The organism is Leifsonia sp. KNZ13-11D (assembly GCF_056754895.1).
The window spans coordinates 1,999,027-2,016,491 of record NZ_JBPGWU010000001.1; the positions used below are offsets into that span (position 1 = coordinate 1,999,027).

26 protein-coding genes are annotated in these 17,465 nt (G+C 70.6%); 11 read left to right on the forward strand and 15 right to left on the reverse strand.

The window, feature by feature from the left end:
• The first annotated feature begins 1 nt into the window (after position 1).
• Together ACR9Y5_RS09965 and ACR9Y5_RS09970 are read left to right on the forward strand one after the other, a co-directional pair.
• Complete coding sequence (locus tag ACR9Y5_RS09965; RefSeq protein WP_481297812.1) at positions 2–1,069, forward strand: zinc-ribbon domain-containing protein; 1,068 nt, start codon at positions 2–4, stop codon at positions 1,067–1,069.
• Between the two features lie 101 nt (positions 1,070–1,170).
• Positions 1,171–1,599, forward strand: a complete 429-nt coding sequence (locus tag ACR9Y5_RS09970) for a VOC family protein (protein ID WP_481297813.1) — start codon at positions 1,171–1,173, stop codon at positions 1,597–1,599.
• 11 nt (positions 1,600–1,610) lie between these two features.
• Here the strand turns inward: ACR9Y5_RS09970 and ACR9Y5_RS09975 are convergent, their stop codons facing one another.
• Positions 1,611–1,835, reverse strand: a complete 225-nt coding sequence (locus ACR9Y5_RS09975) for a hypothetical protein (protein WP_481297814.1) — start codon at positions 1,833–1,835, stop codon at positions 1,611–1,613.
• A 140-nt stretch (positions 1,836–1,975) separates the two neighbouring features.
• Between ACR9Y5_RS09975 and ACR9Y5_RS09980 the strand changes: the two genes are divergently transcribed.
• Entirely contained in the window at positions 1,976–2,818 is an 843-nt protein-coding gene (locus ACR9Y5_RS09980) for a class II glutamine amidotransferase (protein WP_481297815.1), read from the forward strand.
• 40 nt (positions 2,819–2,858) lie between these two features.
• Here the strand turns inward: ACR9Y5_RS09980 and ACR9Y5_RS09985 are convergent, their stop codons facing one another.
• Positions 2,859–3,347 (reverse strand): FBP domain-containing protein, encoded by a 489-nt coding sequence (locus ACR9Y5_RS09985; protein WP_481297816.1) that lies wholly within the window; start codon positions 3,345–3,347, stop codon positions 2,859–2,861.
• A gap of 343 nt (positions 3,348–3,690) precedes the next feature.
• On the opposite strand from ACR9Y5_RS09985, the gene ACR9Y5_RS09990 reads away from it, so the two are divergent.
• Positions 3,691–4,080, forward strand: coding sequence for a RidA family protein (locus tag ACR9Y5_RS09990; protein WP_481297817.1), 390 nt, complete (start codon positions 3,691–3,693; stop codon positions 4,078–4,080).
• A 124-nt stretch (positions 4,081–4,204) separates the two neighbouring features.
• On the opposite strand, the gene ACR9Y5_RS09995 is transcribed toward ACR9Y5_RS09990, so the two are convergent.
• Positions 4,205–4,432, reverse strand: a complete 228-nt coding sequence (locus ACR9Y5_RS09995; protein ID WP_481297818.1) for a hypothetical protein — start codon at positions 4,430–4,432, stop codon at positions 4,205–4,207.
• Positions 4,433–4,658: 226 nt separating this feature from the next.
• Between ACR9Y5_RS09995 and ACR9Y5_RS10000 the strand changes: the two genes are divergently transcribed.
• The 3 genes from ACR9Y5_RS10000 (at position 4,659) to ACR9Y5_RS10010 (ending at position 6,252) form a co-directional block, all read left to right on the forward strand.
• Positions 4,659–4,973 carry a hypothetical protein gene (locus ACR9Y5_RS10000; RefSeq protein ID WP_481297819.1) on the forward strand — a complete coding sequence of 105 codons (315 nt, stop codon included), beginning with the start codon at positions 4,659–4,661 and terminating at the stop codon, positions 4,971–4,973.
• A 33-nt stretch (positions 4,974–5,006) separates the two neighbouring features.
• Positions 5,007–5,750: a class I SAM-dependent methyltransferase gene (locus ACR9Y5_RS10005; RefSeq protein WP_481297820.1), complete on the forward strand. Its 744-nt coding sequence runs from the start codon at positions 5,007–5,009 to the stop codon at positions 5,748–5,750.
• A gap of 88 nt (positions 5,751–5,838) precedes the next feature.
• Positions 5,839–6,252, forward strand: a complete 414-nt coding sequence (locus ACR9Y5_RS10010) for a YciI family protein (RefSeq protein ID WP_481297821.1) — start codon at positions 5,839–5,841, stop codon at positions 6,250–6,252.
• A 235-nt stretch (positions 6,253–6,487) separates the two neighbouring features.
• Here the strand turns inward: ACR9Y5_RS10010 and ACR9Y5_RS10015 are convergent, their stop codons facing one another.
• The 5 genes from ACR9Y5_RS10015 to ACR9Y5_RS10035 form a co-directional block, all read right to left on the reverse strand.
• A complete protein-coding gene (locus ACR9Y5_RS10015) occupies positions 6,488–7,252 on the reverse strand; it encodes an ABC transporter permease (RefSeq protein WP_481297822.1) in 765 nt (254 codons plus the stop codon).
• Positions 7,249–8,094, reverse strand: coding sequence for an ABC transporter ATP-binding protein (locus ACR9Y5_RS10020; RefSeq protein WP_481297823.1), 846 nt, complete (start codon positions 8,092–8,094; stop codon positions 7,249–7,251). The genes ACR9Y5_RS10015 and ACR9Y5_RS10020 overlap by 4 nt, the downstream gene beginning before the upstream one ends.
• Complete coding sequence (locus tag ACR9Y5_RS10025) at positions 8,091–8,471, reverse strand: DUF1048 domain-containing protein (protein WP_481297824.1); 381 nt, start codon at positions 8,469–8,471, stop codon at positions 8,091–8,093. The genes ACR9Y5_RS10020 and ACR9Y5_RS10025 overlap by 4 nt, the downstream gene beginning before the upstream one ends.
• 2 nt (positions 8,472–8,473) lie before the next feature.
• A complete protein-coding gene (locus tag ACR9Y5_RS10030; protein WP_481297825.1) occupies positions 8,474–8,863 on the reverse strand; it encodes a PadR family transcriptional regulator in 390 nt (129 codons plus the stop codon).
• A 122-nt stretch (positions 8,864–8,985) separates the two neighbouring features.
• On the reverse strand, positions 8,986–9,858 hold the full coding sequence (locus ACR9Y5_RS10035; protein WP_481299550.1) for a cytochrome c oxidase assembly protein: 873 nt from the start codon (positions 9,856–9,858) through the stop codon (positions 8,986–8,988).
• 96 nt (positions 9,859–9,954) lie between these two features.
• On the opposite strand from ACR9Y5_RS10035, the gene ACR9Y5_RS10040 reads away from it, so the two are divergent.
• Complete coding sequence (locus ACR9Y5_RS10040; protein WP_481297826.1) at positions 9,955–10,080, forward strand: hypothetical protein; 126 nt, start codon at positions 9,955–9,957, stop codon at positions 10,078–10,080.
• A 47-nt stretch (positions 10,081–10,127) separates the two neighbouring features.
• Positions 10,128–10,583 carry an MBL fold metallo-hydrolase gene (locus tag ACR9Y5_RS10045; RefSeq protein WP_481297827.1) on the forward strand — a complete coding sequence of 152 codons (456 nt, stop codon included), beginning with the start codon at positions 10,128–10,130 and terminating at the stop codon, positions 10,581–10,583.
• 46 nt (positions 10,584–10,629) lie between these two features.
• Here the strand turns inward: ACR9Y5_RS10045 and ACR9Y5_RS10050 are convergent, their stop codons facing one another.
• The 5 genes from ACR9Y5_RS10050 to ACR9Y5_RS10070 form a co-directional block, all read right to left on the reverse strand.
• Positions 10,630–12,501 (reverse strand): alkyl/aryl-sulfatase, encoded by a 1,872-nt coding sequence (locus ACR9Y5_RS10050; RefSeq protein ID WP_481297828.1) that lies wholly within the window; start codon positions 12,499–12,501, stop codon positions 10,630–10,632.
• 82 nt (positions 12,502–12,583) lie between these two features.
• Entirely contained in the window at positions 12,584–13,294 is a 711-nt protein-coding gene (locus tag ACR9Y5_RS10055; protein ID WP_481297829.1) for an ANTAR domain-containing protein, read from the reverse strand.
• A complete protein-coding gene (locus ACR9Y5_RS10060; protein WP_481297830.1) occupies positions 13,291–13,995 on the reverse strand; it encodes a GAF and ANTAR domain-containing protein in 705 nt (234 codons plus the stop codon). Before ACR9Y5_RS10060 ends, ACR9Y5_RS10055 begins: the two co-directional genes overlap by 4 nt.
• Before the next feature lie 28 nt (positions 13,996–14,023).
• Complete coding sequence (locus tag ACR9Y5_RS10065) at positions 14,024–14,395, reverse strand: DUF7882 family protein (protein WP_481297831.1); 372 nt, start codon at positions 14,393–14,395, stop codon at positions 14,024–14,026.
• Between the two features lie 27 nt (positions 14,396–14,422).
• Complete coding sequence (locus ACR9Y5_RS10070) at positions 14,423–14,839, reverse strand: hypothetical protein (RefSeq protein ID WP_481297832.1); 417 nt, start codon at positions 14,837–14,839, stop codon at positions 14,423–14,425.
• 153 nt (positions 14,840–14,992) lie between these two features.
• Between ACR9Y5_RS10070 and ACR9Y5_RS10075 the strand changes: the two genes are divergently transcribed.
• Together ACR9Y5_RS10075 and ACR9Y5_RS10080 are read left to right on the forward strand one after the other, a co-directional pair.
• Positions 14,993–15,322: a YciI family protein gene (locus ACR9Y5_RS10075; RefSeq protein ID WP_481297833.1), complete on the forward strand. Its 330-nt coding sequence runs from the start codon at positions 14,993–14,995 to the stop codon at positions 15,320–15,322.
• The gene (locus tag ACR9Y5_RS10080) at positions 15,319–16,530 is read left to right on the forward strand and encodes an RNA polymerase sigma factor (protein ID WP_481297834.1); all 1,212 of its coding nucleotides are present in this window, start codon (positions 15,319–15,321) and stop codon (positions 16,528–16,530) included. Before ACR9Y5_RS10075 ends, ACR9Y5_RS10080 begins: the two co-directional genes overlap by 4 nt.
• A 6-nt stretch (positions 16,531–16,536) precedes the next feature.
• On the opposite strand, the gene ACR9Y5_RS10085 is transcribed toward ACR9Y5_RS10080, so the two are convergent.
• Positions 16,537–16,905, reverse strand: a complete 369-nt coding sequence (locus ACR9Y5_RS10085; protein ID WP_481297835.1) for an META domain-containing protein — start codon at positions 16,903–16,905, stop codon at positions 16,537–16,539.
• A 54-nt stretch (positions 16,906–16,959) separates the two neighbouring features.
• Positions 16,960–17,388: a nucleotidyltransferase domain-containing protein gene (locus ACR9Y5_RS10090; protein ID WP_481297836.1), complete on the reverse strand. Its 429-nt coding sequence runs from the start codon at positions 17,386–17,388 to the stop codon at positions 16,960–16,962.
• Positions 17,389–17,465 lie beyond the last annotated feature (77 nt).

Below are 17,465 nucleotides of genomic sequence, written 5' to 3' on the forward strand. Positions count from 1 at the left end.
CGTGCCGGAGAGCGTCGAGCAGTGGTGGTCGCGCCGCCAGTGGTCGAAGGGCGTCCGCGTGCCCTACGAGATCGGGCGGTACCGCGGCGACTGGGAGCGGTACCCGGTGCTCGTCCGGCAGTACCATCCCGACCTCAACCATGGCATCACGCTCACCCAGGTCCCGCCCGCGGCCGACGTCTACCTGGTCTGGGAGTGCGACGCCGGTCACCGGTTCGTCGCCACCCCGGAGGAGCAGCGCTCGCGTCCGGGCGGAACCCGGCGCCGGTCGGCGTGGTGCCCGGAGTGCGCGGAGGCGGCAGCGCCGCGCCCGGTCCGGACGCCCGCACCCGACGCGGGCACCCACGTGTGCGGGCACGCACGCGACCCGCGCCGCATCGAGGCGGACCCGTCCGACGACCGCTGCTACCTGTGCCGCCGGCTCGACCGCGAGAGCCTCACGCGGGAGCAGCTGGTCAGCATGGCGACGCCTGGCGCGCGGGTGGCGGTGTCGGCCGAGAACGGGACCGCAGGAACGTACTCCTGGCAGTGCGAGGCGGGGCATCCGTCGTACCAGGCGAGCATCGAGCGCATCCTGGGCGGCCGGCGCTGCCCGATCTGCCGGCACGCCCGTGGCGGCGCGGACCGGGTGCCGGTCGGCGACGCGTTCGTCAGCCGCTGGGCGCCGGCGCCCGCCTCGGCGGCCGAGCCCGAGCTCAAACGTCGGCTGGCCGCTCGGCTCGACGTCGACCTGAGCAGGAACGCGGTGCGGGTCGCGACGCCGTTCCACGCGCACCTCGAGGTCTGGCCCGACATCCTGGTGCCCGAGCTGAAGGTGGCGATCGAGTACGACACCACCGGGCGGCACGGACTCGAGCACGTCGGACCGCGCGAGACCTCCGACCGGCGGAAGGACCGGCTGCTGCGGGCCGTCGGCTGGGAGGTCGTCAGGGTGCGGTGCGGCAAGCTCCAGCCGCTCGGCCCGTACGACGTGCGAGCCGGAGGGATCACCGACGCGCTCGTCGAGCGGATCCTGGACCGGCTGGAGGAGATCCGGGGCGACCTGTTCGTCGCCGCCTACCGGCGCTGAACGACTGCATTTCGGGGCATCCGCCCTCTGGTGGGCCGCCGTGGACGGCCGTTACGCTGGGCGGCGAACCGGCATCCACGAGCTCTCACGAGGAGGACACCATGCCGTCGATCCTGAACCCGTACCTCAACTTCCGGGGCTCCGCCCGGGAGGCCATGGACTTCTACCGGTCCGTCTTCGGCGGGGAGGTGCAGCGCAGTACCTTCGCCGAATACCAGATGGCCCAAGATCCGGCAGACAACGATCTGATCATGCACTCGCAGCTGACCAGCCCGGCCGGTTTCACGCTCATGGCCGCGGATGTGCCTGCTCACATGGACTTCACCCAGGGCTCCTCGATCTCCATCTCCCTCAGCGGGGACGACGAGGCCGAGCTGACCGGCTACTGGGAGAAGCTGATCGAGGGCGGGAACGTCATCGAGCCGCTCAACAAGGCGCCATGGGGCGACAGCTTCGGCATGGCGATCGACCGGTTCGGGGTGCAGTGGCTGGTCAACATCGCGGGCACGCCGCCGGCGCAGCAAGGCTGACGCCGGCCGGCTCAGTCCTGCAGCTCGGCTAGAGCGGCGTCGAACGACCGGAAGTATGTCCGGCGACCGGGGCGGCCGATCTGCGTCACCTCGTACATCGCGTCCAGCTGCAGGATGAAGCCGACGACCGGAGGACCGCCGATCGCGGCGGCGCGGGTGTCGCTCACCCGCCACTCGTGGTCCGAGATCTCCGACACCTCCAGCCCCTGCCGGACGAACCTCGTGTGCGTCTTCATGACACCAGCCAAGTGGACCGCTCGTTCTGCTGCCAGGGCTTGACAGCCGATATCCGGCGGTGTGAGGGAGTGTATTCCCGCGCGCCACTGGGCGGAGCTATGGTTCAGCCGTCCGCATCCGGAACGTCGTGGAGGTCGTCATGTGCCGTTGGCTCGCATACTGGGGAGAGCCGCTGAAGCCCTCCGAACTGATCCTGGACACGCAGCACTCGCTGGTGGCCCAGTCGCTGAACTCCCCGCTGGGCGCGGAGACGGTCAACGGCGACGGCTTCGGGTTCGGCTGGTACCCCGAAGACGCGAGCCACGGCAACGTGCCGGCTCTCTTCCACAGCATCGAGCCGGCCTGGCACGACGAGAACCTGCGCGAGCTGACGAGCTCCATCGCGAGCCCGCTCTTCTTCGGGCACGTCCGCGCGGCGGCGGGCCCGCCCATCCAGCAGTCGAACTGCCACCCGTTCCGTCACGAGAACTGGCTGTTCATGCACAACGGCTTCCTCGAGGGGTTCCTGAAGATGAAGCGCGACCTGGCCTTCGCGATCGACCCGTCGCTGTATCCGCTTATCCATGGGACCACGGACACGGAGGTGCTCTTCTACCTGGCGCTGACGATGGGCCTGCAGGACGACCCCGCCGCGGGACTGGCGCGCGCCATCCGGATGGTGGAGCAGGTCGGGCAGAGCAAGGGCATCCAGTTCCCGATGCAGGGGACGGTGGCCGTATCGGACGGCACGACGCTCTGGGCGTTCCGGTACTCGACCTCGCACAAGAGCCGCACGCTCTACCACTCGGTCGATATCCCCGAGCTCCGTGAGCTGTACCCGGACGCCGCACGGCTCGAGGTCTTCGGCGAGAAGGCCAAGGTCGTGGTGTCGGAACCGCTGACCGACCTCCCGGGCGCCTTCGTTGAGGTGCCCGAGTCGACCCTCGCGATCGTCGACGAGTCCGGCTACCACCACGAGCCGTTCCTGGACGAGGCCGCCTGAACGGCGGCCCCGCCCGGGGTGCGACGCGCGTGCCGCGCGATCAGTCCCCGTCCAGCACCCTGCGCGCGAACGCGTCCACATGCTCGCGGAGCGCCTCGATCCGCTGCTCCCGTGCCGCCTCGACGTCGAACCCGACGTAGGCAGTCGGTGGGCGGCGACGGACGTTCGCCGAGCACTGGAACTCCGCGCAGACGAGCGTGCCGAGGGTGTTGCCGTTGCGTCCGGCGCGGCCGGCGCGCTTGGCGATGAAGAACAGCACGTCGTTCGGCAGGTGGACGTCCTCGCACCACGAGCACTGCGGACGCGACCGGATGCTGCCCTCGGCCCGGCGCAGGAGCACACCGACGGGTGCGCCGTCGAGTTCGACGACGATGTAGCCCACCTGCGGCTGCCGGCGGTCGCGCCAGCCGAGGAAGTCGAGCTGGTCCCAGCGGATGCCGGCCAGGTCGGGGAGGGTGAGCTCCTTGCGCTCGCGCTGGGACGCGTTGACGAAGGAGGAACGGAGTTGCTGCTCAGTGAGCGGAAGCATGGATGAACGCCTGACTGTCGTGAATCGGTCGTGAGCGGACGGAGGTCCGCGAGGGGTCGCCGGCCATGCCGGAGCGACAGAGCGCGCCACGGCGCGCGGGAATCACCGAGAGGGGACAGCGCTATCTCGCGCCGGCGCTGAGCGCGCCGACGACCTCCAGACGCCCAGCGGGCGACGGCGCGACGGCCGAGGCTGCAGCGGGCTGCGAGATGAGCGGGTTCACCCGTCCACTGTATCGCGGGCGCCTGCAGCGGACGCCGCCCGACGGCACCGCCCCGCGCTCGTGCCTTCCCGCGTGTCGGTGGTCGGCGGGATGATGGCCACACCGCCGAGAGGAGCTCTCATGTCCGTCCAGGTGACCCCTGTAGACCCGCCGGAGCTGTTCCGCAGCCCCGCCTTCGCGCAGGGGATGATCGTGTCCGCCGGCCCGCTGCTGTTCGTGGGCGGCCAGAACGGCGTGGATGCCGAGGGTGCGCTCCTCGATGGCCTCGCCGCCCAGACCGAGCAGGCGCTCCGCAATGTGCTCGCCGTGCTCGCCGCAGCTGGGAGCGGTCCGGAGCAGGTAGCCCGGCTGACCATCCATCTGGCGCCGGGCATCGACCCCACCGAGGCCTACGCGGCCACCCGCGAGGTCTGGGGCGACCACCGCACCACGGTCACCGTGCTGACCGTGGCGCCGGCCCGGCCCGGTGCCCTGGTGGAGATCGACGCCGTGGCGGCCGTCCCGGGGTGAGCCGGGCGCGTCGCCGGGGTCATTCGTCCGGCGGGATCGTTCGTCCCGCGAGGTCATTCGCCCCGGCGGGATCATTCGTCCCGCGAGGTCATTCGTCCCCGCGAGGTCATTCGTCCCCGCGAGGTCACTCGTCCCGCGAGTCGGGCCCGTCGAACTCCTCGAGTTCTTCCACGACAGCCTCGCCCTCCGCGCCGGTGTCGTCGCGCCCGCCGTCGTCGGCGGCCTCGTCGCCGGTCGGACCGGAGTGGAAGGCGCCGGTGCCCTCGTCGAGCGTTCCCTCGCCGTCCGGATACCCGGCGTCGTCCGGGTACTCGTCACCACGGTCGCGGTCGTCCCTGTCGTCGTGCGCCATCTCGTCCTCCTCGGTCGGCGGGGACCCAGCGGCCCCGGATATCGCCCACCGGCATCATCCCCCTGCGCACGGACGCCGCACACCCCGCAGCACACCCGCAGCACACCCGGCGACCCACCGCTCCGCATCCCGATAACGACCGAACTGACTGTTCCGATGGCCCAGGACGACCGGCTCGTCCGCATGATCACGCGCGCCCACCGCACCTGGCGCCGGATGGACCGTCGTGCGCGCCGGCGTGGCGTCCTCCGACGACCCGCTGCTGACGCTCGTCGAGAGCCGCGACGAGCCGTGCCGGCTGGTGGGCGCCGACGGCGCGATCCCCGCACTGGACGGCGTCAGCCGCAGCATCGGCGACGTGCCGTTGATCGACCGCTGCCTGCTGCTCGCGGCGACGGGCGCCGAGCCGCTGAGCACACACGAGCTGGAGCGCGGCGTCATCGCCATCGAAACGGGACGGACGGCGAAGCAGCTCGTGCAGGCGGCGAATGCGGCGATGCACCGAGCGAAGAGCTCCGGCCGCAACCGCGTCGCCCTCTGAGCCGGCCGCTCTCGCCCGCGTAGGCTGCTCGGCATGCCGGATCCGATGCATTTCGATCGCCACGCCGCGCTCTACGACCGTGCTCGGCCGCCGTACCCGGACAGCCTCCGCGACCGATTGCGACAGCTGGGGCTCTTGAATGCAGGACGCCGCGCCCTCGATCTGGGAGCGGGCAGCGGTCAGGCCACGCGCATCCTGGTGGACGCGGGGATGGTCGTGACCGCCGTCGAACCGGGCCCGGCCCTCGCAGACATCCTGCAGCAGAGCCTCCCCGGGGTGGAGGTGGTCCGCTCTACGGCCGAGGGGTACCTACCGGAGCCGGGCTCTGTCGACCTCGTCACGATCGCGACGGCCGTGCACTGGTTCGACCTCGACCGGGTGCTCCCGGCGGTGCGGCGCGCGCTGGCACCCGGCGGCCGGCTGGCGGTATGGCGCACCGCCTACGGTGACAGGACGGTACCGCCGTCGCCCTTCCGCGAACGCGTCCAGGCCATCGTCGAACGGCGTGACGCTCCCGCGCGGCCCGGACCCGACGAGACGGAGACGGACGCGTGGGCGCGGCTGCTGACCGCCGGAGGGCTGTTCGTCGTCGAGCACCGCGAGGAGCTCCGCTGGAGCGTCGCGCTCGACGCCGAAGGCATCCGGGCGCTCTTCACGACGTTCAGCGACTGGTCGCAGGCCGAGGCCGACCAGGCGGCCGAGGCCGCGCGCGAGCTCGGCGGGACGGTCGTGGAGCACTACGTGACACCGCTGATCGTGCTCGCTCCGGCCGGCTGACCGGAGCCGGAGCGGGCTCGCTGTCGATCCGCGGTCTTCCCGTTCGACGTCTGGTCAGGAGATCATCCGAGACGAAGGAGGACATGTCATGAGCGAGTTCATCATCCTGATCCAGGGCGACCCGCAGCGGTGGGCGTCGATGAGCGAGGCCGACCGCGCCGGGATCGATGCGGCGCACCGCGAGTTCCGGCAGCACGCCGGGGAGGCGATCCTCGCCTCCGGGGAACTGCAGGGCCCTGCGACGGCGGTGACGCTGCGTCGCGGGACGGACGGCGAGCCGATCGCAGTGGACGGGCCGTTCACCGAGGCGAAGGAGGTGGTCGGCGGCTTCTATGTCATCGACGTCGACGACCGCGACGCGGCCGTCGAGCTGGCCTCGCTGCTGGCGGAGGCCCGGCACGACCACAGCGGGGTGCAGGTGCAGCCGCTCGTCGATCACAGTGCGGACCGGCGTGCCGAGGCTGAGGCCCGGGGAGCCTCCGCGGCGCCTGTCGCCGGGTAGGGTTCCCCCGGGATGCCGTCCGTTCGCGTCGGGTTGAGACGTATCCGTTCGAAGGATTCGTTTCCGCGTCGGGGCCGGCATCCCCGGGCCTTGACAACGTTATCGACCCGCGGGCCCTGTCCTCAATTCGGCGGACAGAAACCGTCAAGAGTTGACGGGTGGGACCCCCGTTCACGCCGATCGCCGCCCGCCTCCGAGAGGAGACGGGCGGCGAGCGGCGCACGGGGGCGTCAGGTCAGTTGAACTTCCTCCGGTACTTCACGATGGCGTACGCGTAGGCGGCGACCAGGATGCCGACCAGCCACGCCAGCGCCACCCAGATGTCGGTGCCCACCGGCTGGCCGGAGAACAGCGCCCGGATGGTGTCGACGATGGACGTGACCGGCTGGTTCTCCGCGAACCAGGCCACCGGCGCCGGCATCGACGCGGTCGGGACGAAGGCGGAGCTGATGAACGGCAGGAAGATCAGCGGGTAGCTGAATGCGCTCGCGCCGTCCACCGTCTTCGCCGAGAGCCCGGCGATCACGGCGATCCAGGTGAGGGCCAGCGTGAACAGGATCAGGATGCCCGCGACCGCCAGCCAAGCGCCGACCGAGGCGCCTGTGCGGAACCCCATGATGAGGGCGACGCCGATCACCAGCGCGACCGAGACCAGGTTGGCCACGAGCGAGGTCAGCACGTGCGCCCACAGGACGGACGAGCGGGCGATCGGCATGGACTGGAACCGTTCGAAGATGCCGCCCTGGAGGTCGAGGAACAGCCGGTAGGCCGTGTAGGCGATGCCGGAGGCGATGGTGATCAGGAGGATGCCCGGCAGCATGTAGTCGATGTACGACTCGCCGGACCCGATCCGGATCGCCCCGCCGAGCACGTAGACGAAGAGCAGCATCAGCGCGATCGGGGTGACAGCGGTGGTGATGATCGTGTCCGGGCTCCGGAGGATGTGGCGCAGCGAACGCCCGGTGAGGGTGCGCGTGTCGCTGAGGACGTAGGTGCTCATCGGAGTTCCTTTCGTGACGTGCGTGACGCGCCGGACGTGCCGGACGCTCCGGCATCGGCGGCCGCCGGCTCGGGCTCCCCGTCGTCTCCGACGAGGGCGAGGAAGACCTCCTCGAGGGTGGGCTGCTTCTCCACGTACTCGACGGTGGCCGAGGGGAGGAGCTTCTTCAGCTCGGCCAGCGTGCCGTTCTGGATGATGACCCCCTTGTGCAGGATCGCGATCCGATCGGCCAGCTGCTCCGCCTCGTCGAGGTACTGCGTGGTGAGCAGCACCGTGGTGCCCGCGCGGGCCAGCTCCTTCACCGTGTCCCAGACCTCGATCCGCGCCTGCGGGTCGAGACCGGTCGTCGGCTCGTCCAGGAAGATCAACGGCGGATCGCCGATCAGGCTCATCGCGATGTCGAGCCGCCGGCGCATCCCGCCGGAGTAGGTTCCCGCCTTGCGGCCGCCGGCCTCGGTGAGCGAGAACCGCTCCAGCATCCGGTCGGCGACGGCGCCCGCATCGCGCAGATGCCGGAGCTTCGCGACCAGCACGAGGTTCTCCCGCCCGGTGAGCACCTCGTCCACCGCCGCGAACTGGCCGGTGAGGCTGAGGGATCTGCGGACGTCTGCCGGGGCGGACGCCACGTCGAACCCGTGCACGGACGCAGTGCCGCCGTCGGCTGCGATGAGCGTGGCGAGGATGCGGACGAGCGTGGTCTTGCCCGCGCCGTTGGAGCCGAGGAGGGCGAAGATGGTGCCCGGCGCGACCTCGAAGTCGACGCCGCGCAGCACCTCTAGGTCCTTGAACGACTTGGTGATGCCTTGGACCCGGATGGCCGGGTCGAGCGTTGCGGTGCTCATGCGTTCTTCCCCTTCCTCTCCTCGTCGACGGCCGTGTCGATCGCCGCGCTGAGACGATCGCGTTCCTTGTCCATCCAGCGCTTGCCGGTGTAGGCCTCGGCGAACGTCTCGGCGAACTCCGCCGGGTCGTCGCCGACCACGTCGCGGATGGGTGTGCCGTCCGTGGCCGCGCGCTCCCACAGGTCTGCGAAGTCGCCCAGCATGGTGACCAGCACGTCGCCGTCGACCAGGCCGCCCTGGTACAGGAAGTAGCGGTGGAAGGCCTTGGCAGAGCCCCGGTAGGGCTCCGGGAGCGCGTCGATGCGCGCGACGTACTGCTTGTACTGCTTCTTCTGCTCGAGCGAGCCGGTGAGGGCTTCGAACCACTTCGCTGCCATGATCAGTCGTTCCCTTCGGTGTGCGCGGCGTCCGCCGCTGTGCTGTCGGTGCTGGTGCTGTTGTCGGTGCTGTCGGCGTGGAGCCGCTGGATGCGCTGCGAGAGGAACTCCCACGTCGACCAGAACTCGTCGAGCTGCGTGCGCCCCTGCTCGTTGAGGGAGAACACCTTGCGCGGCGGTCCCTTCTCGGACGGGACCTTCGTCACGTCGACGAAGCCGCGCTGCTCGATCCGGACGAGGAGCGCGTACACGGTGCCCTCGACGAGGTCGGTGAAACCCTGGTCCCGCAGGCGAGCGGTGATCTCGTATCCGTACGCCGGCCGTTCCGCGATGATCGCGAGGACCATACCTTCGAGAGTGCCCTTCAGCATCTCGGTCATCTGGTTGCCCATCGGGTCACCTCCTACTCAGTGATGTTGACTACTGGTAGAAAGTAACACTGAGTACCGGTACTTGGCAACACTGAATACCGAAGAATTTCGGAGGGATGCGAGGCGGGGAGGAGAAGAGCGCGTCAGCCGCGGTGGCCGAGGTGCTGGCGGGTCAGTTCCGCCATCTCCTCGTCGCTCAGCTCATCCAGGCGACGGCCTTCGCGCCGATCGAGGCGCATCCAGCGCACGAAGAGCAGCACGAGGATCGGCACGTCCGCGATCTCTGCGATGAACCAGAGCAGGTCGCCGGACAGATGCTGGTCGTGCAGGGGACTGGGGAACCACAGCGGCAGCCTGCCCAGGATCGCCGGCGCGTGGTCGAGCACGCCGTCGTTGAGCCGCAGCAGCAGCCCGGGGATCGCGTCGAGCACCAGCTCGACGAACGCGAGGAGGAACTCCACCGTGATGAACAGCCCGGTCCGGATCACCGAGTGCGCGGCGATCGGAAGCACCAGCAGGAGCCCGCACAGCGGAACGACGACCGAGATCGACCACTCGGACCACACCGAGTCGCGCAGGATCGCCGCCACCGGCGTCAGGAACACCAGGAACACGGCGCAGGCGAAAGCGGGCGCGAAGATCGCGTTGCCGAACACCCGCGCGGGCCACGAGCGCGTCGCCCGGTCGGCACGCCGACGGCCCACAGGACCCAGCGCCACGCGCGCGAGGGCGACCGGCCGGCCCAGGCTGACCAGGGCGGGCACCACGAAGAGCAGCAGCGCGATGCGGGTCGTGAACGCCCAGCGCAGGTCGGTGCTCTCCGCCCCGAGGAAACCGAAGGACACCACAGCGTACGAGCCGAGCCCGAGCACCAGGAAGGCCGCGGTGAGTCGTAGGGGCCAGCGATGCCCGCGCGCCCGCAGCCGGAGCACGCCCAGGAGGTAGAGCGCAGCCGCCGCGACCAGCAGGATGGCTGCGGCAGGGTCGAACGACCAGGTGGTCAGGAGGACGGACAGGGATGGCGTGGGCGGCTCCGATCGGTGGGTGTCGTTCTCCCATTCTCACCCGTCCGGCACAGTGCTCCGCGCCGCGCGCCGTGCGAAGCTGAACGCATGCAGCTCCTGACCGAGGGCGTGTACCGCCTGCAGAAGGCGACCGGCGCCAATGCGTACCTGATCGACACCGGCGCGTCGTCCGTCATCGTGGACACCGGGACGCGCGGGGAGCGCGCGCCCTGACCACCGAGCTGCGCGACGAACGCGGGGTCTCGCCGGTCACCGGCATCGTGCTGACGCACTACGACCCGGACCACGCCGGCACCGCCGCTGTGCTGCAGCGGCAGACCGGCGCCCGGGTGTGGATCGGCGAGAGGGATGCGCGCATCCTGCGCGGTCAGGATGCGCCGCCGACCCGGTTCCGCCGGTTCCTGGCTCGCGTATCACCCCGCAGCGAGGTACCGGCGGACCTCCAGGAGCTGTCCGCGACCGAGGAGACGGAGGTGGCACCCGGGGTGGTCGCCATCCCGGCGCCCGGGCACACTCCGGGCCATGTCATCGTGGCGTGGCGCGGCATCGTGTTCGCGGGCGACTCGGTGCGGGTGTCGAAGGGCCGCCTGGTGCAGATGCCGCGCCTGCTCACCAGCGACCGCGGGCAGGCGGAGGCGACGGAGCGGCTCATCGCCGGCCGGTCGCCGCGGCTCGTCTGCCCGGGCCACGGCCGGCCGGGGCGGATCACGGCCTGACCGGACCGCTCGGGGTGCGCGCGTGAGCGCGTAGCGCGCGGGGCGCCTACGGCGTGACGATCGCGAAGTCCGGGTCGCCCGGGTCGAGCACCGCTGTGAGCCGCGCCAGCACGTCCGCATCGCCCTCGAGGGTGAGCCCCGGGGATGCGGTGTCGCCGGCCGCGAGGGCCAGGAACCGCGGGTGCGTCGCCGTCACGTGCAGCTGCGCATCCGCGGTGGGCTCCTTCTCGACATGCACCAGGACCCCGTTGTGCAGGGTGACGCGGAAACTGCGGCCCAGGTCGCTGAACGTTATGTCCATCGACAGATCGAGATCCCAGGCCGCCGGGCCGTCGATCTGGATCGCGATGGCGTCGAACAGCTGGTCCGGGGAGAGGTGCGCCACGATGGTCGGTGCGTTGGCCTGGATCGGTGTCCCCAAGTTGCCGTCACGCAGCTCGGTCGCGCCGGAGAGGTAGAAATTGCGCCAGGTGGCGTTCTCCGCGCCGTACCCGAGCTGCTCGTAGGTGTCCGCCAGCAGCGCCTTCGCCTCGTCGTTCTCCGGATCGGCGAACACGGCCGTGTCGAGCACGGTCGCCGCCCACCGGTAGTCGCCGGCGGCGTACGCCTCCCGCCCGCCGGCGATCAGCGCATCCACCCCGCCCACGAGCGCCGCCCAGCGTCGGGCCTGCTCGACCGGCGGATGCGGCCAGAGCCGCGACGGGTTCCCGTCGAAGAAGCCCATGTACCGCTGGTAGATCGCCCGGACGTTGTGCGACACCGAGCCGTAGTACCCGTGCGTGCTCCACTCCGCCTCGAGCGCCGGCGGCATCCGGAAGCCCTCGGCGATCTCGGCGCCGTTCAGGCCCTGGTTCAACAGGCGCAGCGTCTGGTCGTGCAGGTAGGCGTACAGGTCGCGCTGCACGCCGAGGAAGTGGACGATGCGGTCGTTGCCCCAGGTGGGCCAGTGGTGGGAGGCGAACAGCACGTCCGACCGGCCGGCGTAGCGTTCGATCGCCTCGGTGAGGTACCGGGACCACATCCGGGGATCGCGGACGAGCGCGCCGCGCAGGGTCAGCAGGTTGTGGAGGTTGTGCGTCGCGTTCTCCGCCATGCACAGCGCACGGAACCGCGGCAGGTAGAAGTGCATCTCGGCCGGCGCTTCGGAGTTCGGGGCGAGCTGGAACTCGACCTCGACCCCGTCCAGTGTCTGCTCGAGGCTGTCAGGAGTGACGCTGACGGTCGGCGGCAGGATCCCCGGGGTGCCGATGGAGTTCGTCGGGCCGAGCCCCGAGCCGACCTGGCCGAGCGGGCCGCGCGGGAGCACGGCGCCGTACATGTAACTCGCCCGCCGGGCCATCGCCGTCCCCGCGTAGACGTTCTCCTCGATGGCGTGCTCGAGGAACCCCTCCGGTGCGACGACGGCGACCCTGCCCGCCTCGACGTCGGCCGGGTCGATGATGCCGAGCACCCCGCCGAAGTGGTCGATGTGCGAGTGGGTGAAGATCACGGCGACCACGGGACGGTCGCCGCGGTGCGCCCGGTAGAGCTCCAGTGCCGCCGCAGCGGTCTCCTGCGACACCAGCGGGTCGACGACGATGACGCCGGTGTCGCCCTCGATGAGCGACATCACCGACAGATCGAAGCCCCGCACCTGGTACAGCCCCTCGACGACCTCGTAGAGCCCGTGGCGCCGGATCAGAGCGCCCTGCCGCCACAGGCTGGGGTTCACCGAGTCGGGTGCGGCTCCGGTGAGGAACGCGAAGCCGGACGGGTCGAACACCACCGTTCCGTCGGCGCGCCGGATCGCCGGATCGTCGCGCGTCCCCAGGAAGCCGCGGTCCGCGTCCGCGAAATCCGCGGTGTCGCGGAACTCCTCGCGGTCGAGCCACGCCCTGTTGGCGGTGACGATGGATTCGGTCGGCTGGTTCTGCGGCATGTCGCGCCCTCCGGGATGGTTCCTGCGGTTCGTGCCCACAGCATCCCGGCAGCCGCCTCCCCGCGGCTAGACCGCACCTGGTTCAGAGCCGCAGGCGCCGCTCGACGATGGTGGACGCGACCACGGAGATGCCGAGCCGATTGCGCCGCGCGTAGTCGCGGATCAGTTCGAACGCATGGTCGATGGACACGCCGCGCGTCTGCGCGACCACACCTTTCGCCTGTTCGATGACGATGCGGCTGTTCAGCGCGAACTGCAGCTGCTGACGGATCGCGTCGCTCTCCGCGAGCGTCCGCTGGTGCAGGATGCCGATGGTCGCCACATCGGCGAAGGCCTGGGCCGCGACCAGATCGTCCTCGGGCAGGTCGCCGGGGGTGGTGCGGAAGAGGTTGAGTGTGCCGATGGTCAGATCGCGAAGACGCATGGGGATCGCATCGATCGCCGCGAAGCCCTGCTCGTCGGCGCGCTCACGGAACGCCTGCCAGCGGGCGGGGACCTGTGAGATGTCCGGCACCGACACCACGGCGCCCGAGGTGAAGCTCTCGATGCACGGCCCGGCATATGCGCTCAGCTGCATCACCTCGACCAGTCGGCTCGCCTCGCTGGTGGACGCGATCAGGTCGAGTTCGCCCCTCTCATCGGCGAGCATCACGCCGGCTGCCGAGGCGCCGAGCCAGCGGCTCGACGAATCGACGAGGTTCTGCAGCAGGTCAACGACGTCGTAGTCGGCCACCATCGTGTCCGCCAGGCCCGCGAACGCCCGCAGCATCCCCTGCTCCCGTGTCAGCGTCATCGCGTCCTGCCCCCGCCCGTGTCCGAGCTCCCGAAATCGAGCCGTCCCTCCAGGACCTCGCGGGAGACCTCCATCATCGACCGGTCGGTCGCGTAGGCATGCGCCTGGATGATCATCCGCGCATCGTCCGCGTCGACGTCCAGCTGGGCCAGCACCATGCCGGTGGCCTGGTGCACGATCCGCCGGGAGAACGGGTTGTCGTCCTGCGGCCGGAGTTCGTCGGACATCGCGCTCAGGGCGTCGTGGAGCAGGCGACGGCCTGCCAGTTCTGCGAGCCGGCCGGCATGCCGGGTGTCCGCTTCGTCCAGCATGAGCGGTTCCCGGGCGTACATGTCGACCGCACCGATCTGGAGCGGACCGATGAGCATGGGGAAGGCGAACAGTGCGGCGACGCCGACGTCCAGCGCCGCGGGACTGAACGCCGGCCACAGCGACGGCGGTCGTTCGCGCAGGTCCGGCTCGAAGACCGGGCGACGCGAGCGCAGCGCATCCCAGCACGGGCCCTCGCCGAGGTCGAACTGCAGTTCGTCCAGGCGTGCGGCGACTGCATCGGTCGCGGACACCGTCTCCGTGCCGAGGAGGTCTCCGATGGTCGAGACCGCGGTACCCGCTACGGGCAGCGCCTCCATGAACGCGCGCGCGTAATCGTCGTGCGGCCGCTCCGCATCGTGCCCGTCGTCGCTCATGCGGCCGCTCTCCATTCCGCCAACGCTATCGAATCCACTGCGCTCAGGAGTGTCTCGGCCGCAGATCCTGCAGATGCGGCGAGGCGGTCGCGAGCGTGATGGTGTCTGCCTGGACCTTGGCCACGCTGTCCTCCGTCATGATCAGCAGCCCCTTCGAGCTGTTGGCGGAGTTCATGAGCGCTTCGACCCATTCCGTGTTGATCTTCGGAAAGCGGCTGCCGCTGAACTTGAAGTAGAGGTTCTGAGTGGGGTGGATCCAGATGGAGCTGTGGCCGTCACCGGTCTCGGGCGAGTCCCGCCACGCCATGAAGAAGCTCTCCCCGCGCCGGATCTTCTGCGCGACGACGACCTGCAGGTGGGCGAGCAGCCGGTCTTCGAACTCGATCATGACCCCGTCATAGCGCAGCGTGCCCATGGGGTGCTCCCTTCGATCCCCTCCAGGTCAACTGTGCTCGCGCGCCGCGGGAAAGTCCATATTCAGATCGGGCCAGTCGGCGGCCAGGTCGGCCAGCGAGAACGGTTCCCCGCGGGGCATGGCGAGGAGCGCGGAGCGGGTGCGCAGGTCGTCGAGCGTGGCAGGGTCCACCGGCTCGGCGCGATCCGCCATCGGGCCGTTTCCGTCGGGTTCGGTGGTCGCCGCATCCATCAGCCAGCCCACCATGAAGGCCGCCCGGCCGATGCCGCCGCCGGGGAGCGCGACGGGGATGTCGACCACATCGACCTGACCTCGGCGGGCAAGCGCGAGAGCGTACGACTGCACCGCTTCGGCGATCGCGGTGCTGGTGTGGAAGGACGCGGAGCGCGTCGCAACGGTTTTCATGTCCCCTCCTTCGTCGTGAGACGCCAGGGTCCAGGGCATGTCCTCATCGTGCACGTAACCAGCGTTCGTCGGAGCAGTCAAGCGGGTGCGATGCGATGAAATCGGGGCCGCTGTCGAAATCGCCGGTCCGTGTTCGTAGCAGCGGTGAGGCCGGCACTGCCGTATGCAACGCGATCCGGGGAGGATGTGACCATGCAGTATCTCGTCAACGTCATCGACGACCGCAGCGAGTCGGGGACCGAGGAGGAGGCCGTCGCCATCGACGCCTTCAACGACCGTCTGCGCGCGGGCGGTCATTGGGTGTTCGCCGCGGGTCTCGCCGATCCGACCGTCTCCACCGTCATCGACGGCCGCGGCGCGGAGCCGATCTTCACCGACGGACCGTTCGTGGAGACCAAGGAGTGGGCGGCAGGCTTCTGGATCATCGAGGCTCCCGACCTCGACGTCGCACTGTCGCTCATGGCGGACGGCTCCAGGGCCTGCAACCGCCGGCTCGAGGTGCGACCCCTGCTGGGCGCGTGAGCGACGCGCGCGACGCGCTCACCCGGGCACACCGCGAGGAGTGGTCCCGGGTGGTCGCGACGCTCGCGAAGCGGTTCGGCAGCCTCGACGTCGCCGAGGAGGCGGCCGCGGAGGCCTTCGCGATCGCCGCCGGACGCTGGTCTGCCGACGGCATCCCGCCGAATCCGGGGGCCTGGCTGACCACCACCGCCACCCGCAAGGCCATCGACCGGATTCGCCGCGAGAGGGTCGGGGAGGTCAGGCAGAGGGAGGCGCTGCTCGTGTACGACCCGGATCCGGCGCCGGTCGGCGTCATCGACGACGACCGGCTGCGGCTCATCTTCACCTGCTGCCACCCGGCCCTCTCGGTCGAGGCCCGCGTCGCCCTGACGCTGCGCCTCGTCGGCGGTCTGTCCCTGCCGGAGATCGCCCGCGCGTTTCTGGTGCAGGACACGACGATGGGCGCCCGCATCACCCGCGCGAAGGCGAAGATCGCCGCTGCGCGCATCCCGTACCGCGTGCCGGCCCGCGAGGACCTGCCGCGGCGGGTGGATGCGGTGCTCACCGTCCTCTTCCTCATCTTCAACGAGGGCTATCTGGCGTCGAGCGCGGACGCCGAGCCGGTGCGTGCGGAGCTCACCGGCGAGGCCGTCCGGATGGCGCGGCTGCTGCACGCCCTGCTCCCGGACGACGGCGAGGTCGCGGGCATCCTCGCCCTGATGCTGCTGATCGAGGCCAGACGCGCCGCACGGGTGTCGCCAGCGGGGGAGCTGGTGCCGCTGGGGGAGCAGGACCGGCGGCACTGGGATGCGCAGCTCATCGCGCAGGGCCACGCCCTGGTGCGCGAGCGCCTCGCGTCCGGCGTCGCGCCCGGGCGCTATCAGTTGCTCGCGGCGATCAACGCGGTGCACACCGACGGCGAGGCGACCGACTGGCGCCAAGTCGTCGCGCTCTACGACCAGCTGGTGCGGATCGACCCGTCGCCGATCGTCCGCCTCAACCGGGCGGTCGCCCTCGGCGAGCGCGACCGCCCGGAGTCCGCTCTCGCCGAGTTCGACGCACTCGAGCCAGAGCTGTCGGGCTACCACGCCTACCACGCGGCGCGAGCGGCACTGCTGGTCCGGCTGGGTCGCCGGGCGGAGGCGCGCGCCGCGTATGACGCCGCGATCGCGACCACGGGGAACCGGGCCGAGATCGCCTACCTCACCCGGCGCCGTGACGACCTCTGACCGTCGTCACTTCTTGGCCAGCGTTCCGACCTTCTCACCGCCGTTGGCGTAGACGACCAGGCCGTCGCCCGACACTTCCGCCGTGTGTGCACGGCTCAGCCAGGGGTTGACGCCCTCGCACGCCTTCAAGGTCGAGGCGAACGGCCCGAAGGTGAAGGTGTCGCCGCTCACGGTGCCGGTGCCGGAGAGGTCGTTGCAGCCGTCCGATCCGGAGAACGACCCGTCCGCGGTGATCGTGAGGTGCGGCTGTCCGGTCGCGGTCGAACCCCACGATCCGGTGAACGCGGAACCCGTGGACGAGCATCCGCCGAGCGCGAGCGCTCCGAAGGCGCCCAGAACGGCCAGGGTCACGGTCATGCTGCGCAGGCGGATCATGGGTTCACCGTAGAGCCGGAGCGACGTCCGCAGTAGACAGCCGTGAGCAACCGGTCACGGTGCGGGCACGCCGGTCCCGTCCATCCGGCGGTCCGGGTCGTACACGACCCGGTACCCGTCGCGGAGCACGCGCTCCGTCCCGGGGTCCAGGGGAACGGCGAGCCACTCGGTCGGGGCGAGGCCGAGCTCCACCTGGAGACCCGACCGCAGGCGGTACCGGCGCTCGCGCACGGGTCCCCAGCGGCCATCGCGAAGGTGCTCGGCCCCGTGGACGACCGTCTCGTATCCGTCGCGCCGTGCAAGCCCGTCCGGGTCGGCGGTGACGATCACGACATCCACATCGCTCGCCATCCGCTCGGCCCCCCGCGCGTACGACCCGACGAGGATGACGGCCTCGACGGCGGTGTCGGTCGCGGCCCAGTCCGCCAGACGGCGGAGCAGGCGCGCGACGTCGCGCCGGCGGCCTTTCAGTCGGGCGGTCATGCCGCCATGATGCCACGGGGCGGGGTCGCCGCACTCGCGCGCCGATCGCGCACGGATCGTCGGAGATCCGAGCTCCA

Bases quoted from the DNA above. Each gene is read 5' to 3' on its own strand.
- ACR9Y5_RS10090 (WP_481297836.1), bottom strand. From the start codon at position 17,388: ATGACCGCCCGACTGAAAGGCCGCCGGCGCGACGTCGCGCGCCTGCTC.
- ACR9Y5_RS10005 (WP_481297820.1), top strand. From the start codon at position 5,007: ATGCCGGATCCGATGCATTTCGATCGCCACGCCGCGCTCTACGACCGT.
- ACR9Y5_RS10085 (WP_481297835.1), bottom strand. From the start codon at position 16,905: ATGATCCGCCTGCGCAGCATGACCGTGACCCTGGCCGTTCTGGGCGCC.
- ACR9Y5_RS10075 (WP_481297833.1), top strand. From the start codon at position 14,993: ATGCAGTATCTCGTCAACGTCATCGACGACCGCAGCGAGTCGGGGACC.
- ACR9Y5_RS09970 (WP_481297813.1), top strand. From the start codon at position 1,171: ATGCCGTCGATCCTGAACCCGTACCTCAACTTCCGGGGCTCCGCCCGG.
- ACR9Y5_RS09985 (WP_481297816.1), bottom strand. From the start codon at position 3,347: ATGCTTCCGCTCACTGAGCAGCAACTCCGTTCCTCCTTCGTCAACGCG.
- ACR9Y5_RS10040 (WP_481297826.1), top strand. From the start codon at position 9,955: ATGCAGCTCCTGACCGAGGGCGTGTACCGCCTGCAGAAGGCGACCGGC.
- ACR9Y5_RS09990 (WP_481297817.1), top strand. From the start codon at position 3,691: ATGTCCGTCCAGGTGACCCCTGTAGACCCGCCGGAGCTGTTCCGCAGC.
- ACR9Y5_RS10060 (WP_481297830.1), bottom strand. From the start codon at position 13,995: ATGGAGAGCGGCCGCATGAGCGACGACGGGCACGATGCGGAGCGGCCG.
- ACR9Y5_RS09975 (WP_481297814.1), bottom strand. From the start codon at position 1,835: ATGAAGACGCACACGAGGTTCGTCCGGCAGGGGCTGGAGGTGTCGGAG.
- ACR9Y5_RS10015 (WP_481297822.1), bottom strand. From the start codon at position 7,252: ATGAGCACCTACGTCCTCAGCGACACGCGCACCCTCACCGGGCGTTCG.
- ACR9Y5_RS10055 (WP_481297829.1), bottom strand. From the start codon at position 13,294: ATGACGCTGACACGGGAGCAGGGGATGCTGCGGGCGTTCGCGGGCCTG.
- ACR9Y5_RS10030 (WP_481297825.1), bottom strand. From the start codon at position 8,863: ATGGGCAACCAGATGACCGAGATGCTGAAGGGCACTCTCGAAGGTATG.
- ACR9Y5_RS10025 (WP_481297824.1), bottom strand. From the start codon at position 8,471: ATGGCAGCGAAGTGGTTCGAAGCCCTCACCGGCTCGCTCGAGCAGAAG.
- ACR9Y5_RS10050 (WP_481297828.1), bottom strand. From the start codon at position 12,501: ATGCCGCAGAACCAGCCGACCGAATCCATCGTCACCGCCAACAGGGCG.
- ACR9Y5_RS09980 (WP_481297815.1), top strand. From the start codon at position 1,976: ATGTGCCGTTGGCTCGCATACTGGGGAGAGCCGCTGAAGCCCTCCGAA.
- ACR9Y5_RS10070 (WP_481297832.1), bottom strand. From the start codon at position 14,839: ATGCCCTGGACCCTGGCGTCTCACGACGAAGGAGGGGACATGAAAACC.
- ACR9Y5_RS10065 (WP_481297831.1), bottom strand. From the start codon at position 14,395: ATGGGCACGCTGCGCTATGACGGGGTCATGATCGAGTTCGAAGACCGG.
- ACR9Y5_RS10020 (WP_481297823.1), bottom strand. From the start codon at position 8,094: ATGAGCACCGCAACGCTCGACCCGGCCATCCGGGTCCAAGGCATCACC.
- ACR9Y5_RS10010 (WP_481297821.1), top strand. From the start codon at position 5,839: ATGAGCGAGTTCATCATCCTGATCCAGGGCGACCCGCAGCGGTGGGCG.
- ACR9Y5_RS09995 (WP_481297818.1), bottom strand. From the start codon at position 4,432: ATGGCGCACGACGACAGGGACGACCGCGACCGTGGTGACGAGTACCCG.